The sequence below is a fragment of the Bradyrhizobium sp. BR13661 genome (assembly GCF_029892425.1).
GTDB lineage: Bacteria > Pseudomonadota > Alphaproteobacteria > Rhizobiales > Xanthobacteraceae > Bradyrhizobium.
Genome location: NZ_JARXWB010000003.1, coordinates 135,216 through 150,604 on the forward strand (window position 1 = coordinate 135,216; position 15,389 = coordinate 150,604).

10 protein-coding genes are annotated in these 15,389 nt (G+C 64.5%); 3 read left to right on the top strand and 7 right to left on the bottom strand.

The window, feature by feature from the left end; genetic code table 11:
• Positions 1 to 31: 31 nt before the first annotated feature.
• A complete protein-coding gene (locus M2427_RS06290) occupies positions 32 to 1,462 on the bottom strand; it encodes an aldehyde dehydrogenase family protein (protein ID WP_280705340.1) in 1,431 nt (476 codons plus the stop codon).
• Between the two features lie 282 nt (positions 1,463 to 1,744).
• Complete coding sequence (locus M2427_RS06295; protein WP_280705341.1) at positions 1,745 to 4,108, bottom strand: transketolase; 2,364 nt, start codon at positions 4,106 to 4,108, stop codon at positions 1,745 to 1,747.
• 132 nt (positions 4,109 to 4,240) lie between these two features.
• Here M2427_RS06295 and M2427_RS06300 point away from each other — a divergent pair, with 132 nt between their 5' ends.
• The 3 genes from M2427_RS06300 to M2427_RS06310 all read left to right on the top strand — a co-directional run bounded on the left by M2427_RS06300 (position 4,241) and on the right by M2427_RS06310 (position 7,190).
• Positions 4,241 to 4,702, top strand: coding sequence for an Lrp/AsnC family transcriptional regulator (locus M2427_RS06300; RefSeq protein ID WP_275193333.1), 462 nt, complete (start codon positions 4,241 to 4,243; stop codon positions 4,700 to 4,702).
• An 88-nt stretch (positions 4,703 to 4,790) separates the two neighbouring features.
• Positions 4,791 to 5,711: a polyphosphate kinase 2 gene (gene ppk2, locus M2427_RS06305; protein ID WP_280705342.1), complete on the top strand. Its 921-nt coding sequence runs from the start codon at positions 4,791 to 4,793 to the stop codon at positions 5,709 to 5,711.
• 51 nt (positions 5,712 to 5,762) lie between these two features.
• Complete coding sequence (locus tag M2427_RS06310; RefSeq protein ID WP_280705343.1) at positions 5,763 to 7,190, top strand: TAXI family TRAP transporter solute-binding subunit; 1,428 nt, start codon at positions 5,763 to 5,765, stop codon at positions 7,188 to 7,190.
• Here M2427_RS06310 and M2427_RS06315 read toward each other — a convergent pair.
• The 5 genes from M2427_RS06315 to M2427_RS06335 all read right to left on the bottom strand — a co-directional run bounded on the left by M2427_RS06315 (position 7,168) and on the right by M2427_RS06335 (position 15,382).
• On the bottom strand, positions 7,168 to 8,247 hold the full coding sequence (locus M2427_RS06315; RefSeq protein ID WP_280705344.1) for a zinc-binding dehydrogenase: 1,080 nt from the start codon (positions 8,245 to 8,247) through the stop codon (positions 7,168 to 7,170). The two genes, M2427_RS06310 and M2427_RS06315, sit on opposite strands and share 23 nt — an antisense overlap.
• 60 nt (positions 8,248 to 8,307) lie before the next feature.
• Positions 8,308 to 9,249, bottom strand: coding sequence for a DMT family transporter (locus M2427_RS06320; RefSeq protein ID WP_280705345.1), 942 nt, complete (start codon positions 9,247 to 9,249; stop codon positions 8,308 to 8,310).
• Positions 9,250 to 9,437: 188 nt separating this feature from the next.
• Complete coding sequence (locus tag M2427_RS06325; protein ID WP_280705603.1) at positions 9,438 to 10,277, bottom strand: aldo/keto reductase; 840 nt, start codon at positions 10,275 to 10,277, stop codon at positions 9,438 to 9,440.
• 288 nt (positions 10,278 to 10,565) lie between these two features.
• Positions 10,566 to 12,557, bottom strand: coding sequence for a methyl-accepting chemotaxis protein (locus tag M2427_RS06330; protein ID WP_280705346.1), 1,992 nt, complete (start codon positions 12,555 to 12,557; stop codon positions 10,566 to 10,568).
• Positions 12,558 to 12,679: 122 nt separating this feature from the next.
• The gene (locus M2427_RS06335) at positions 12,680 to 15,382 is read right to left on the bottom strand and encodes a nitrate reductase (RefSeq protein ID WP_280705347.1); all 2,703 of its coding nucleotides are present in this window, start codon (positions 15,380 to 15,382) and stop codon (positions 12,680 to 12,682) included.
• Positions 15,383 to 15,389 lie beyond the last annotated feature (7 nt).

Consider the following 15,389-nt stretch of genomic DNA (forward strand, 5'->3'; position numbering starts at 1 on the left):
CTCCGGCGCTGCAATCGTGATGCGACGAAGCTTACGCCGCGTTGAAGCCGGCGACGGCCTTCACTTCGAGGAAGTCTTCGAGGCCGTACTTGCCCCATTCGCGGCCGTTGCCCGACTGCTTGTAGCCGCCGAACGGCGCGGTGCGGTCGTTGGGCACGCCCTGCAGATTGACGTTCCCGGCGCGGATCTGGCGGCCGACGCGCTTGGCGTCCTCGACCGACGGGCCGTAGACATAGCCTGCAAGACCATAGGGCGTGTCGTTGGCGATGTGCACGGCGTCGGCTTCATCCTTGGCGCCGATGATGGTCAGCACCGGTCCGAAGATCTCTTCACGTGCGATCGTCATGTCGGGGGTGACGTCGGCGAAGATGGTCGGGCGGACATAGAAGCCCTTGTTGACACCCTCAGGCAGGCCCGGGCCGCCGGCGACGAGCGTCGCGCCCTCGTCGATGCCCTTCTTGATGAGACCCTGGATCTTGTCCCACTGGCCGCGGTTGACGACGGGGCCGATCGTGGTGCCTTCGGCGCGCGGATCGCCCGCCTTGGTCTTGTCGGCGACGGCCTTCGCGATCGCGGCGACTTCCTTCATCTTGGACAGCGGCACGATCATGCGCGAGGGCGCGTTGCAGGACTGGCCGGAGTTGTTGAACATGTGCATCACGCCGCCGGTCACCGCCTTGGTGAGGTCGGCGCCTTCGAGGATGACGTTCGGCGACTTGCCGCCGAGCTCCTGGCTGACGCGCTTCACCGTCGGCGCCGCACGCTTGGCGACGTCGATGCCGGCGCGGGTCGAGCCGGTGAAGGAGATCATGTCGATGTCGGGGTGCTCGCTCATGGCGGCGCCGACCTCGGGGCCGAGGCCGTTGACGAGGTTGAACACGCCCTTCGGCACGCCGGCTTCATGGAGGATTTCCGCGAAGATCAAGGCCGAGGTCGGCGTGAACTCCGACGGCTTCAAGATCATGGTGCAACCGGCGGCGAGCGCGGGCGCGACCTTGCAGGCGATCTGGTTGAGCGGCCAGTTCCAGGGCGTGATCATGCCGACCACACCGATCGGCTCGCGCAGCACCACGGCGGTGCCGACGGGCTCCTCGAAATGATAGTTCTTGAGCACGTCGAGCGTGGTCATGAGATGGCCAAGGCCGGCGCCGGCCTGAAGCTTCTCGGCCATCGGCAGCGGCGCGCCCATTTCGTCGGAAACGGCGGCGCCGATCTCCTTGAGACGACCCTTGTAGACCTCGATGATTTTGGTGAGCAGCGCGACGCGCTCGTCGCGGCTGGTCTGGGAGAAGGTTGCAAAGGCGCGCTTGGCGGCGGCAACCGCCTTGTCCACGTCGGCCTTGGAGCCCAGCGCAACCTCGTACATCGCCTCTTCCGTCGCCGGGTTGACGACCGGAGTGGACTTCTTGACGGCGGGATCGACCCAGGCGCCGTCGATGTAGAATTGCATGCGATTGACCATCGTTAACCTCTTCTTGGGGGCTTGGGGGGCGTTTCGGCAGGCATCCTTGCACGAAAGCGCCGGCAATTGAACCCGCCATATGCGGGGCCAGCGTTGCGGCGGACGGAGGTTATATGAGCCGATGGCGGGAACGTGGCAAGGTGGCTCTCACCGTCGTCCTGGCGAAAGCCAGGACCCATTACCACCAACCCGCGTTGGTTTGCTCAGGCGTCTACCGCCCGTCGCCTACAATCGCCGCCGCAGCGTATGGGTCCTGGCTTTCGCCAGGACGACGACGGAGAATCACACCGCCATCTTCCGATGCAACACCGGCGCGCCGGTGGTGAGGCTTTCCGCCGCATCGATGATGGCGTTGGCGTCAATGCCGTAGTGACGATAGAGGTCGGCGATGGTGCCGGTCTGGCCGAACTGCTCGACGCCGAGCGCCTCGACGCGATGGCCGCGAACGCTGCCGAGCCAGCCAAGCGCGGACGGATGGCCGTCGATCACGGTTACGATACCGCAGTCGCGCGGCAGTGGCGCCAGCAGCTTTTCGATATGGCTGAGATGCTGCACGCCGCGCCGGTCGCGCCGCGATTTCCGTGCGGCGGTCCATCCCGCGTGGAGGCGATCGGCCGAGGTGATTGCGAGCAGGCCGATGTCGCGCCTGTTCTCACCGACGAAGCCGGTCGCCTCGATCGCCTCAGGCGCAACCGCGCCGGTATAGGCAATCACGAGTTCGGCATTGGGGCCCGGCTTACGTAGCCAGTAGGCACCATCAGTGATGCCCTGCTGGAGCTCCGGCGTCATGATGCGCTGCGCCTGCTCGATGCTGCGCGTCGAGAGCCGCAAGTAAACCGAGCCGCCCTCGCCCGGATCGCGCTGCATGTGCTCGAAACCCCAGCCCATGATGACCGCAAGCTCGTCGACGAAAGCAGGCTCGAACGAGGCGAGGCCATCCTGTGCCATGCCGATCAAAGGCGTTGCGATCGACTGGTGCGCGCCGCCCTCCGGCGCCAGCGTGATACCTGACGGCGTCGCCGCCACCATGAAGCGCGCATCCTGGTAGCAAGCATAGTTCAGCGCATCGAGGCCGCGCTCGATGAAGGGATCGTAGAGCGTGCCGACCGGCAGCAGCCGCGCGCCGTTGATCTGGTGCGACAGGCCGAGCGCCGAAAGCATGATGAACAGGTTCATCTCGGCGATGCCGAGCTCGAGATGCTGGCCCTTGGGCGAGAACTCCCAGTTGAAGGTGGACGGAATTTTCTCGCTGCGGAATAAATCCGCCTTCTCGCCGCGCGCGAACAGGCCGCGCCGGTTTACCCAGGGGCCGAGATTGGTCGAAACGGTCACGTCGGGCGAGGTCGTGACGATGCGCTGGGCCAGTTCGCTGTCACCGCGGGCGATCTCGTTCAGCACGAGGCCAAAACCCTGTTGCGTCGACATCTGCGGCGACGGCTTGAAGGCGAGCTGGGCGGGCACCTCGACGACAGGCGCGGTCAGGCGGCGGCCGTCCTTGTTGAACGGCGCGCGCGCGAGGAACGCGTCGAGCTCGGCGGCACTTTGCGTCAGGCCTTCATACTTGTCCCATTCGTGGCCGGGGCGGATGTTCTGGCTCTCGCGATATTTCTCCATCTGCGCGACCGTCATCAGGCCGGCATGGTTGTCCTTGTGGCCCTGGAACGGCAGGCCGACGCCCTTGATGGTGTAGGCGATGAAGCAGACCGGGCGGTCGTGATCGATGGACTCGAACGCGTCCACCATGCTCGCCATGTCGTGGCCGCCGAGATTCGACATCAGTGCGAGCAGTTCCTCGTCGCTGCGCTTGTCGATCAGTTTTGTGATCGGGCCCTGGTCGCCGATCTCGTCGTGGAGATGCTTGCGGAAGGCAGCGCCGCCCTGGAAGCACAGCGCGGCGTAGAGCGCGTTCGGGCAATTGTCGATCCAGCGCTTCAGCGCCTCGCCGCCGGGATCGGCAAAAGCTTCGCGCATCAGGCGGCCGTATTTCACGATCACCACGTCCCAGCCGAAATTGCGGAACATGGTCTCGAACTTTTCCCACAGGCCCTCGCGCACGACGGCGTCGAGCGACTGCCTGTTATAGTCGACCACCCACCAGGTGTTGCGCAGGCCGTGCTTCCAGCCCTCCGCGAGCGCCTCGAAAATATTGCCCTCGTCCATCTCGGCATCGCCGACCAGCGCAATCATCCGCCCCTCGCGGTGGTCCTTCATCCAGCCATGCGCCTTGACGTAATCCTGCACCAGCGAGGCGAACAGCGTCTGCGCGACACCGAGGCCGACCGAGCCGGTGGAGAAGTCGACGTCGTCGACATCCTTGGTGCGCGAGGGATAGGACTGCGCGCCCTTGAAGGCGCGGAAATTCTCCAGCTTCTCGCGCGACTGCCGACCGAACAGATACTGGATGGCGTGGAACACCGGGCTCGCATGCGGCTTCACCGCGACGCGGTCCTCGGGGCGCAGCACGTGGAAGTACAACGCCGACATGATGGTCGCGAGCGAGGCCGAGGAGGCCTGATGGCCGCCGACCTTCAGGCCGTCCGTGTTCGGCCTGATATGGTTGGCGTGGTGGATGGTCCATGACGACAGCCACAGCGCCTTGCGGGCCAGTGCGGTCAATGTGTCGAGACGGGCGGAATCAACGGGCATGGCAAATGCTCCGGGAAAATAAGGCGGATCATACGCCCGCCGGCGGCGCCAGATTTCTCAAATTTTCGCGTCATACCCGCCAGTATTAGGATAGCATACCAATAAATTCGCCAGGACTATAGGTTTATCCCAATGCCCGAGCTCGACGCCATCGACCGCAAGATCCTTGCTTTGCTTCAGAACGACAGCCGGCTGACCATGCAGGAGCTCGCCGACAGGGTCGGGCTCTCGGTCTCGCCCTGCCATCGCCGGGTCAAGCTGCTGGAGGAGCGCGGCGTGATCTCGCGCTACATCGCAACCGTGGACCAGAAGGCGCTGGGGCTGCATGTCAGCGTGTTCATCTCGATCAAGCTGGCGCGGCAGAAGGAGGAAGATCTCAACCGCTTTGCCCGCGCCATCTCGAAATGGGATGAGGTGCTGGAGTGCTATCTGATGACCGGCAACCGCGACTATCTCCTGCGCGTCGTCGCGGCCGACCTCGCCTCCTATGAAACGTTCCTGAAGACCAAGCTGACCCGGCTCGACGGCATCGCCTCGATCGAGTCGAGCTTTGCGCTCAGCCAGGTCAAATATTCGATCGCGCTGCCGGTGTGACTGCCTACCCGGCCACCGTTGTCACATGGCCGCAACAAACCCCGCCGATGGTCACGGGCGACAGGCAGCCCGCCGAAAGAAAGACCCCATGACCGCATCCGACCGCACCCCTGAAATGGCCAAGCGCGAGCGCATTATCCGGGAAATGACTGACGATCTCGACGAAGAGCTGGAGATGGAGCTGGATGACGCCCGTCTCGACGAGCTCCTGGACGAGACCGATGCAATCGGCCCGACGGTCGACCGCAGGGTCTATTTCCGCGAGCTGCTCCGCCTCCAGGGCGAGCTGGTCAAGCTGCAGGACTGGGTGCAAGCCGAGAAGAAGAAGGTCGTGGTGCTGTTCGAGGGCCGCGACTCCGCCGGCAAGGGCGGCGTCATCAAGCGCATCACCCAGCGGCTCAATCCCCGCATCTGCCGCGTCGCGGCGCTTCCCGCCCCGAACGAGCGCGAGCGCACGCAATGGTATTTCCAGCGCTACGTGGCGCACCTGCCGGCGGGCGGCGAGATCGTGCTGTTCGACCGCAGCTGGTACAACCGCGCCGGCGTCGAGCGCGTGATGGGCTTCTGCACGGAGGAGCAGTACGAGGAGTTCTTCAAGACGGTGCCCGAGTTCGAGCGGATGCTGATCCGCTCCGGCATCATCCTCGTCAAATACTGGTTCTCGATCACCGATGACGAGCAGCAATTCCGCTTCACCATGCGCATCAAGGATCCGCTCAAGCAGTGGAAGCTGAGCCCGATGGACGTCGAGGCCCGCAGCCGCTGGGAAGCCTACACCAAGGCCAAGGAAACGATGCTGGAGCACACGCATCTGCCTGATAGCCCGTGGTGGATCGTCGATGCCGTGGACAAGAAGCGCGCGCGCCTCAACTGCATCTCGCATTTTTTGAGCCAGATCCCCTACCAGGAGATCGGCCACACGCCCGTGGTGCTGCCGCCGCGCGTCCGCAATCCCGACTATCACCGCGGCCCGATTCCGCCGGACATGTACGTGCCTTCGAAATACTGACGGCACCCGCCGCATCCGCCGGCGGGCGAGCTTGCCGATAGGGACAGCCAGATGCCCATGCCGAGCGATCTGAGCATCAGCAGCGGCGGCGCGTCCCGCCGCCGCAATCGCTTCGGCCCGTGGCTCGCGGTGGCGAGCCTGCTCTCGCTCCTGACGGTTGCGCTCGCGCTCGCCTATTGGTTCTGGCAACCGGCGACGCTGCGCATCGCCGTCGGGCCTGCCGGCAGCGACGACCAGACGCTGGTGCTCGCGATCGCAAAGGCGATCGAGACGAAGAGCAATGCCGTGCGGCTGACGCCGATCGAGACCGACGGTACGCTGCAGAGCCTCAATCTGCTCGGTGGCGGCAAGGCCGACCTTGCGATTGCGCGCGGCGATCTCACGATGCCGCCCGACGCCAATTCCGTCGCGATCCTGCGCCGGAACTTCGTGGTGCTGTGGGCACCGACCGGGCGCAAGGGCGCGCCGAAGTCGAAGGTCACCGACATCGCCTCACTCAGCGGCCGGCGCATCGGCATCGTCGGCCTAGGCGACGCCAATCCCAATCTGCTGCGCGTCATCCTCGCCGAGTCAGGCGTCAATCCGCAGAGGGTGACGACCAGCCAGTTCGGCACTGACCACATCTCCGACATGACCCAGGACGCCACGCTCGACGCGTTCATGATGGTGGGCGCGCTCGACGACAAGATCATCGCAGACACGATTGCCGCCACCACGCGAGTTCGCGGCGAGCCCAAATTCCTCTCCGTCGACGTCTCCGATGCGATCGCCGAGCGGCACCCGCTGTACGAATCCGAAGAGATCCCCGCCGGCGCATTCGCGGCCTCACCGCAGCGGCCCGACGACAAGATCGAGACCATCGCCGTCAATCACCTGATCGTGGCGCCCAGCTCATTGTCGGACGACACGGTTGACGCCTTTACTCGCGAACTCTTCGCGATCAAGCCAACGCTGGTCAAGGATCTGCCCGGCGCTCGCCACATCCAGAAGCCCGACACCGACAAGGACGCCGCGCTGCCCGCGCATCCCGGCGCTGCCGCCTATATCGACGGCAATGAACGCAGCTTCATGGACAAGTACAGCGACTACATCTGGGGCGTCGTGCTGCTGCTCTCCGGTCTCGGCTCGGTCGCCGCATGGCTGCGGCATTACCTGCGGCGCGAAGAGCGCAGCGAGAATGCGCTGCATCGCGATCGCCTGCTGAAGGCGATCTCCCGCGTGCGCGAGACCACCTCGCTCGACGATCTCGCCTCCATGCAGAGCGCCGCCGACGAGATCCTGCGCGAAACGCTGGTCTGCCACGAAGACGGCGCCATCGAGGACGGCGATCTCGCAGCCTTCGGCCTCGTGCTGGCGCAGTTCCATCAGGCGATCATCGACCGCCGTGCCGCGATCGCCGAGACCGGCCATGCCAACGCCGCGCAGAAATCCGACGGCGCCGTGCTCCAGCCCTTCCCTATTTCCACGGCTGCACGATGATCTTGGTGTGCGCCTCAGGATTGGCGAGATCGGCGAACGCCTTTGCGACCCCGTCGATGCCGACTTCTGCCGTCACCATAGCCGCGGCATCCACCTGTCCTTCGGCGATCAGGCGCAGCGACGCCGCAAACTCCTCCGGGGTATAGCCAAGCACGTACTGAACATTCAGCTCCTTCATGATGCCGAGCATGGGCTCGTTTTTGTCGTTCTCCATGCAGACGCCGACCACGACGATTTTGGCATCGCGCGGCGCACCTTCGAACACCTGCTGCAGCAGGCCCGGCACGCCGACGCATTCGAAGATGATAGCGGGCTTCAGCGCCGGCAGCATGGCCTGGAACGGCGGCCGCGCCGCCTTCTCCGCCTCCGACATCTGCGCGTGCTCGGCCCAGGTCGTATAGGGCTGCGTCACCCTGGGATCGACGACGACGTCGGCGCCGAGCTTGGCCGCGAGCGCACGCCGCGCCGGCGAATAGTCGGCGGCGACGATCGGATGCAGGCCCTTGATCTTGAGCGCTGCGATCACGGCGAGCCCGACGGGCCCGCAGCCGATCACCAGCGGCACCTCGCCGCCGCCAATGTTGGCTTTCGCGACGGCGTGAACGCCGACCGCGAGCGGCTCGGTCAGTGCGGCATGTTCGGGCGCAAGGCCATCAGGCACTTCCAGCAGCAGCGGTTCGCTGAGCAGCATCTGCTCCGCATAGCCACCAACAAGATCGTTGGAGTAGCCGATGCCCTTGATCCCCTCGGGCGTCAGCAGCGCCGGCAGCGAGCACACATGCGTGCCCGGCTTGAGCTTGCGCGTCGTGCCCGGACCGTAGTCGAGAATTTCGCAGCAGAACTCGTGGCCGAAGACGACGTCGCGCGACAGGTCCATCGGCGTACGCCCGGTCTTCTTGGCCATCTCCACCATCCGCGGGGCATGCTGGCGCGCATGCAGGTCGGAGCCGCAGATGCCGCAGGCGAGCGTCCTGACCAGCACCTGGCCGGGGCCGGGCTTCGGCTCGGCCATGTGGCCAACGACAATCTCACCGTTCCTGAAAATCGCAGCGCGCATCCGGCTCCTCCCATCTCGTTGGAGCCGTTGATAGCACGAAGATGGACGCGTGAACTTGCGTCAGGGGTTCGGGGAACGCTCTTCCAGCACCAGGAGCTGGGCGCGGCGGACGCGCTCGCGATGGGCGATGTAGAGCCCGCTGGCGACGATGAAGGCCGCGCCCGTGACGGTCCAGACATCAGGCAGCTCGCCGAACAGGAAGAAGCCGAGAATGCTGACCCAAAGCAATTGCGTGTAGGAGAACGGCGCCAGCACCGAGGCATCGCCATAGCGATAAGCGAGCACGATGATCCACTGGCCGATCGTGGAGGCGAGACCAATCACGATGCCGAGCCCGATCCCGGTCCATGTCGGCGAGACCCAGACGAACGGCACCATGATGCTGAGGATCGCCACACCCGTCAGCGCGGAATACGCCATCGTGGTGAGTACGGCTTCGCGGCCGCTCATCAGGCGCGTCATGATCAGCGCGGCAGCCCAGCAGAACGCCGAGACGATCGGAAAAAATGCGGCGACGTGGAACGCGTTTGATCCCGGGCGCAGGATGATCATCACGCCCACGAGGCCGACCGCGGTGGCGATCCAGCGGCGTACACCGACCTTCTCGCTGAGGAAGATGATCGAGAGCGCGGTGACGAACAGCGGCGAGACGAAACCTGTGGCGGAGGCTTCCGCGATCGGGAGGAAGCGCAGACCCGTGATGAAGAACAGCGAGGAGCCGAGCAGCGCGACGCCACGCATCAATTGCAGCCCGAGACGCTGGGTGCGCATCGCATGCAGCGGCGAGCCCGGCAGCATCACCGGCGTGAACATCAGGGCGAAGGTGACGAAGCGGATCCAGGTGATCTCGATCGACGGCAGGCTCGACGAAAGATATTTCGCGGTGACGTCGGAGCAGCCGAGAAACACCGTCGAGAGCAGAACCAGTGCGATGCCCTTGAAGGGATGATCGACGCGCGCAGGCGCGCGACGAACCTCCTGCTTCTTCTGAGGCATGGGCATGGAGATACTGTCGAGCCTTGCGGCTGCAGCGGGCGGCGGTGTCACTGTGGGAACCCGGCAAGAATTCGAATCGAGAAGAGCCTATAAAAACGACAAATGCGCCGCCTTCACAACTTCCGAAAACAGGATGCCGATATGCGCTCAGGTCCGCGCGCGTCAATGCTCCGTTAACAATAGGAGTTTGTGCACTACAGCATGGGCAGGCCACGCGGTTTCGGACCGCGCGGAAACGCCGCATCCAGCGCCGAAATCTCCTCTTTCGTCAGCACGAGATCGCCCGCTGCCGCATTTTCGCCAGCATGTTCGGCGGACGACGCCTTGGGGATCGCGAAGACCGTAGTCGCACGGGTGAGAAAGCTCAGCGCGACCTGACGCGGCGTCGCACGACGCGCCTCTGCAATGCGCGCCAGCACGGCGCCGCCCTTGCTGCGTTCATCCGGAAAATCGTCGTGTCCGAACGGCGAATAGGCAACGACTGCGACGCCATGCCGCTCGCACCACGGGACGACCGCATGCTCGATCGCGCGCTCCTTGAGATGATAGAGCACCTGATTGCAGGCGATCTTGCCTTCACCTGATACTTCGAGAATCTCGTCGAGATCGTCTGCATCGAAATTGGAGACGCCCCAGGATTTGATCTTGCCTGATTTCACCAGCTCCTCGAACGCGGCGACCGTGTCTTCAAGGTCGTACGAGCCGCGCCAGTGCAACAGATAGCAATCGAGCCGGTCGGTCTTCAGCCGCTTCAGCGAGCGCTCACAAGCCGTGATGGTGCCGCGGCGCGAGGCGTTGCTCGGCAGCACCTTCGACACGAGGAACACGTCGTCGCGACGACCCGCGATGGCATCGGCAATGACGAGCTCGGCGTCGCCATACATCTCGGCGGTGTCGATATGGGTCATACCGAGATCGAGCCCGCGTTGAAGCGCCACGATCGCGCGTTTGCGATCGCCGTGGTCGAGATACCAGGTGCCTTGCCCGATGATTGAGACGTTGGCGCCGGTCTTGCCGAAGGGATGCTTGTTCATGTCTGTTCCTACAGGAGCGCTACGGTCCGCCGAGAAGATCTTGGTGTCGATCAGGCGCGGCGGCGCTTTCAGGCACAAGATGGTTGTTATGGTTGTTGGCTGAGGTACCGCAGCATAGGCGACAACGCCGAGCGCGTCGACCGGTACGCCGGTCATGCCAGTCCACCGCTATTGCCATGATCGTCATTGCGAGCGCAGCGAAGCAATCCAGAGTCCCCCCCGCGGAACGCGTCTGGATTGCTTCGCTGCGCTCGCAATGACGGTGGAGAGAGCCTGCCTTCCACTAGACTAAGCCGCGCGAACGGTCGCCAGGAACTGCTCGACTTCGCCGCCCAGGCGCTTGCTCTCATCGAGGAGCGCCAGCGCTGCGCCATGCACCTGGCCGGCGGCGGCGCCGGTTTCGGATGCACCGCGCCTGACATTCTCGACGCTGGTCGAGACCTCGGTTGCTCCTTGAGCTGCCTGCTGAACGTCGCGTGCGATCGTTTTGGCGGCAGCGCCTTGCTGTTCGACCGCAGCCGCGATCGAGGACGCGATATCAGCCATCGATTCGATGGTGCCGCCGATCTCCTTGATCGAGTCCACCGACTGCCGGGTCGCCAACTGGATCTGCGCGACCTGACGGCCGATCTCCTCGGTGGCTTTCGCGGTTTGACCGGCGAGCGCCTTCACCTCCGAGGCGACGACCGCAAAGCCCCGGCCTGCATCGCCGGCGCGTGCCGCCTCGATCGTCGCATTCAGCGCCAGCAGATTGGTCTGCCCGGCCACGGCCGAGATCATCCGCACGACCTCGTCGATGCGGTCGGCCGTCTGCGAGAGCGCATCGATCTGGCTGTTGGTCCGGTTGGCCTGGGCGACGGCGGCGAGCGCAACTTCGTGCGATTGCGCGACCTGGCGGCCGACTTCGCCAACCGACGTCACCATCTCCCGGCATGCAGCAGCGGCGGACTGAACGCTTGCGGACGATTGGCCCGATGCCGCAGCAACCGTCGCCGACAGAGCATTGGTTCCTTCCGCGGTATTCGTCAATCCATTCGCAGCCAGCTCGATTTCTGAAGACGCAGCGGTGACGGCATTGACGATGTTGCCGACCGCGGCTTCAAAACGATCGGCGATCTCGAGCATCCCCTGCTTGCGCTGGACTTCCGCATCGCGCTTGGCCTGCTCGCGAGCCTCTGACAATTGCCGGTTCTCGAGCAGCTTGTGGTGGAAGACCGAGAGCGAGGACGAGATCTTGCCGATCTCATCGTGACGATCGATCTGTTCGATTGGACGATCGAGATCGCCGTCGGCCAGATGCTGCATCGCCCGTACCATGCGGGTCAGTGGCGCGGTAAGCCTGCGTCCATACCAGAACGCAATCGCGATCATCACGGCGATGGTGATGCCGATGGACCAGACCACATAACGCTGCACGACCAGAAGCTCGTCCCTGACCACGTCGAGGCGCTTGCCGGCAGCATGTCGAACGGCTTCGAGATTGGGCCGCAGCCGGTCGTAGATCTGCGCCAGATCTTCCGCCTCTTCGTTCAACGTGCTCTGGCCTGCCGCGAAGGCAAGGAAGCTGTTCTTGTAGCTGTCGATCAGCTTCCTGATCTCGATCTTGGCGTCGTCAGGCAGATCGGCTTTCGCAAGCTCGGGGAGAAACTCGCCGACGCGCTTGACCAGCTCATCGCTATATTTGTCGTCACCACGCAGCATGAAATCCTTTTCATGCCGCCGCATCATCAGCATCAGGACAGCAAGCCGCGGCTGGTCGAATGCCTTGAGCTTGCTCTCGACTGAATGCACGGCGGCACGGAGCTTGCCCTGCAGGCCGTCATTCTCGTTGAAGCCAACGAGCTTCTGGGCCGCGACGACGTTGGAGAAGCGGGTGGCATAGCTGCTGATAACAGGACGAAACGACAGCGCCTTGCGCAGCGGATCATCCTCGGACAGTGCACCGGCGATCTCCTCGACTGCGCTCAAATGCGAGGTTGCTGCCCGCAACGTCTCGTCATGCGCGGCCACCTTCTTGTCGTTGGGCTTCTGCAGGAATCCGGTCGCGATCTCGCGTCCCTGCAGCAGGCTTTCAGACAGGCGCGCCGTCTCGGACTCAAGCTTCGTGAAGCGTTCGGCAACGGCGCGACTCTGGTCCTCGATCTGCCGGCCGGCAAGATAGATCATGCCGACGACAAGCACGCCGGTGACACCGAGCAGAAGCACCTGTGTACGCAGACCAAGATGGAATTTACTCGTGCCGGATCTCAACCAGCGCACCAACCGAAATGTGCTCAGCATGCGTTCCTGCCCTAACGATTATCAATTCGTAAAAATTAATGCACGTTAGCGGGAATTGCTTAAAATTCCGGCAACCGTCAGCCGGGCCTACACCCGGCGCATACCCAAAATGGGGGAGCGACCTACCCGGCCGCACCCGCGAGCTTTGCCTCCTTCACCGGCAGCTCCGTTGTCGCGATCAATCGCTTCAACTCGGGGATACACGAGCCGCAATTGGTGCCGGCCTTCAGCTTTACGCCGATCTCGGCGGCGGTGCGCGCGCCTGATACGATGGTGTCGCAGATGGTGCCGCGGCCGACGCCGAAGCAGGCGCAGACGATCGGGCCGGTTGAGGCGGCACCTTCGCTGGACTTGCCGGACAGCAGCATGCGGCGCTGATCGTCGGTGACGCGATCGGCCGCAAACACGCTCTTCACCACCTCCCAGTCGCCGGCATCGTGTGCGGGGCCGACGAACAGACACGTCTCGATACGATCGTTGGCAAACGAAGCCGCGCGATAAACGCCGCCGCCAAAATCGCAGTAGTCGGCGACGTCCTCGCCGGCGAGACCCTCGAGCCAGACCGGCCAGCGCGACAGATCCGCATTGTCGGCGAAAAGATAACCGAAGCCGCCGGCGACCGTGACGCGGGTCCACAACAGGTTCGGCGGCAGATCGAGCTGTTTTCGCGACAGCGCAAAGCCGCGGAAGACGTACTCATAGGGTGCGATCGCGGCCGGCGTCGCCTTGGATTCAGGCTGGCCGGAGAACGGATCGGTGAACGAGGCGACCAGCGCGCCGACGCGGCCATGCGATGCGTTCATCGCGCTCCAGTGAATAGGCGCGAACAGCGTGCCGCGCTGCTGCCGGTCGCTGACGACCACCTTCAAGATGCATTGACCGTAATCGGTGGTGATGCGGGCATAGCCGTCATGGGCAATGCCGTATTTGCTGGCGTCAGCAGGATGGATCTCGACGAAGGGCTCGGGCAGATGCGCGCCGAGCCGCTTGCTGAGGCCCGTGCGCGTCATGGTGTGCCACTGATCGCGGATGCGCCCGGTGTTGAGCCGCAGCGGACGCGACGGTCCTATCTCGCTGCGCAGCGCGGGCACCTCGGGCGCGACGAAGCGGCCCTTGCCGTCATTGGTGTAGAATCCGCCGCTCGCGAAGAAGCGCTCGCCCGGCCCCGCGCCTTCGCGCGCCGGCCATTGCACCGGCGTCAAGGCATCGAAGGCCTCGTCGGACAGCGACGTCAGCGCGCCGATGTCGAAATCGCGGCTGCCATTGTTCTCGAAGGAAGAGAGCGCGGCGTGCTCGCGGAAAATGTCCGCGGCGGATTTGTAATTGAAGCTGTCGCCGAAGCCGAGACGTTTTGCGGTCTCGCTCACGATCCACCAGTCCGGCCGCGCCTCGCCGGGCGCCGGCAGGAACGACCGCTGGCGCGAGATGCGCCGTTCGGAGTTGGTCACCGTGCCGGACTTCTCGCCCCAGGCGAGCGCCGGCAGCAGCACATGCGGGCCGGCCTCGACGGTATCGTTGGACAGCACGTTCTCGGACACCACGAACAGCTCGAGCTTCTTCAGCGCCTCGCGCACGACATCCGCATCGGGCAGCGACACCGCGGGATTGGTGCCCATCACCCAGAGCGCCTTGACCTCGCCGCGGTTGATGGCCTCGAACAGCTGCACCGCCTTCAACCCTTCATGGGTCGCAATGCGCGGCGCCTTCCAGAACCGCCTGACGCGGTCGATGTCCGGCGGCGTGAAGCCCATGTGCGCGGCGAGCATATTGGCAAGGCCGCCGACCTCGCGGCCGCCCATCGCATTGGGCTGGCCTGTGAGCGAGAATGGCGACGCACCCGGCTTGCCGATGCGTCCCGTCGCGAGATGACAGTTCAGGATCGCGTTGACCTTGTCGGTGCCCTGCGCCGACTGGTTGACACCCTGCGAGTAGAGCGTGACGACGCGCTCGGTGTCGCGGAACATCCTGAAGAAGGTCGCGACGTCCTGTTCCGTGAGGCCGGTGGCCAGCGCAGTCGCGGTGACACTGCCGGCGATGTTGCGGGCGCGCGCCAGCGCATCGTCGAAGCCAGACGTGTTCTGCGTGATGTAATCCTGATCGAGCGCGCCATTGTCAGCGAGATGGACGAACAGGCCGGAGAACAGCGCGGTGTCAGTACCGGGCTTGAGCCCGAGGAACAGATCGACGTCGCTTGCGGTGTCGGTGCGGCGCGGATCAATCACGATCATGCGCGCGCCGCGCTCCCCACGGTTCTTCAGCATGCGCTGGAACAGCACCGGATGGCACCAGGCCGCATTCGAGCCGACGAAGACGAGCAGATCGGCCTGGTCGAGATCCTCATAGTTCCCCGGCACGGTGTCGGCGCCGAAGGCGCGGCGATGGCCTGCGACCGAGGACGACATGCAGAGCCGTGAATTGGTGTCGACGTTGGCCGTACCAACGAAGCCCTTCATCAGCTTGTTGGCCACGTAATAGTCTTCGGTCAGGAGCTGGCCTGACAGATAGAGCGCGACCGCGTCGGCGCCGTCGCGCGCGACGATGTGCTTCATGCGATGCGCGACATGGTCGAGCGCATCGCTCCAGGCGACGCGCTCGAGCACGCCCTTGCAGCGGATCATCGGATGGAGCAGCCGGCCCTCGAGCCCGACGGTCTCGCCGAGCGCAGCGCCCTTCGAGCACAGCCGGCCGAAATTGGCGGGATGGTCAGGATCGCCCGCGATAGCCGCACCGCCTGCGCCGTCGGGCGTTGCGAGCACGCCGCAGCCGACGCCGCAATAGGGACAGGTCGTCTTGGTGGTGCGAAGCGTCGGATCGATCGCGGTCATATCAAGC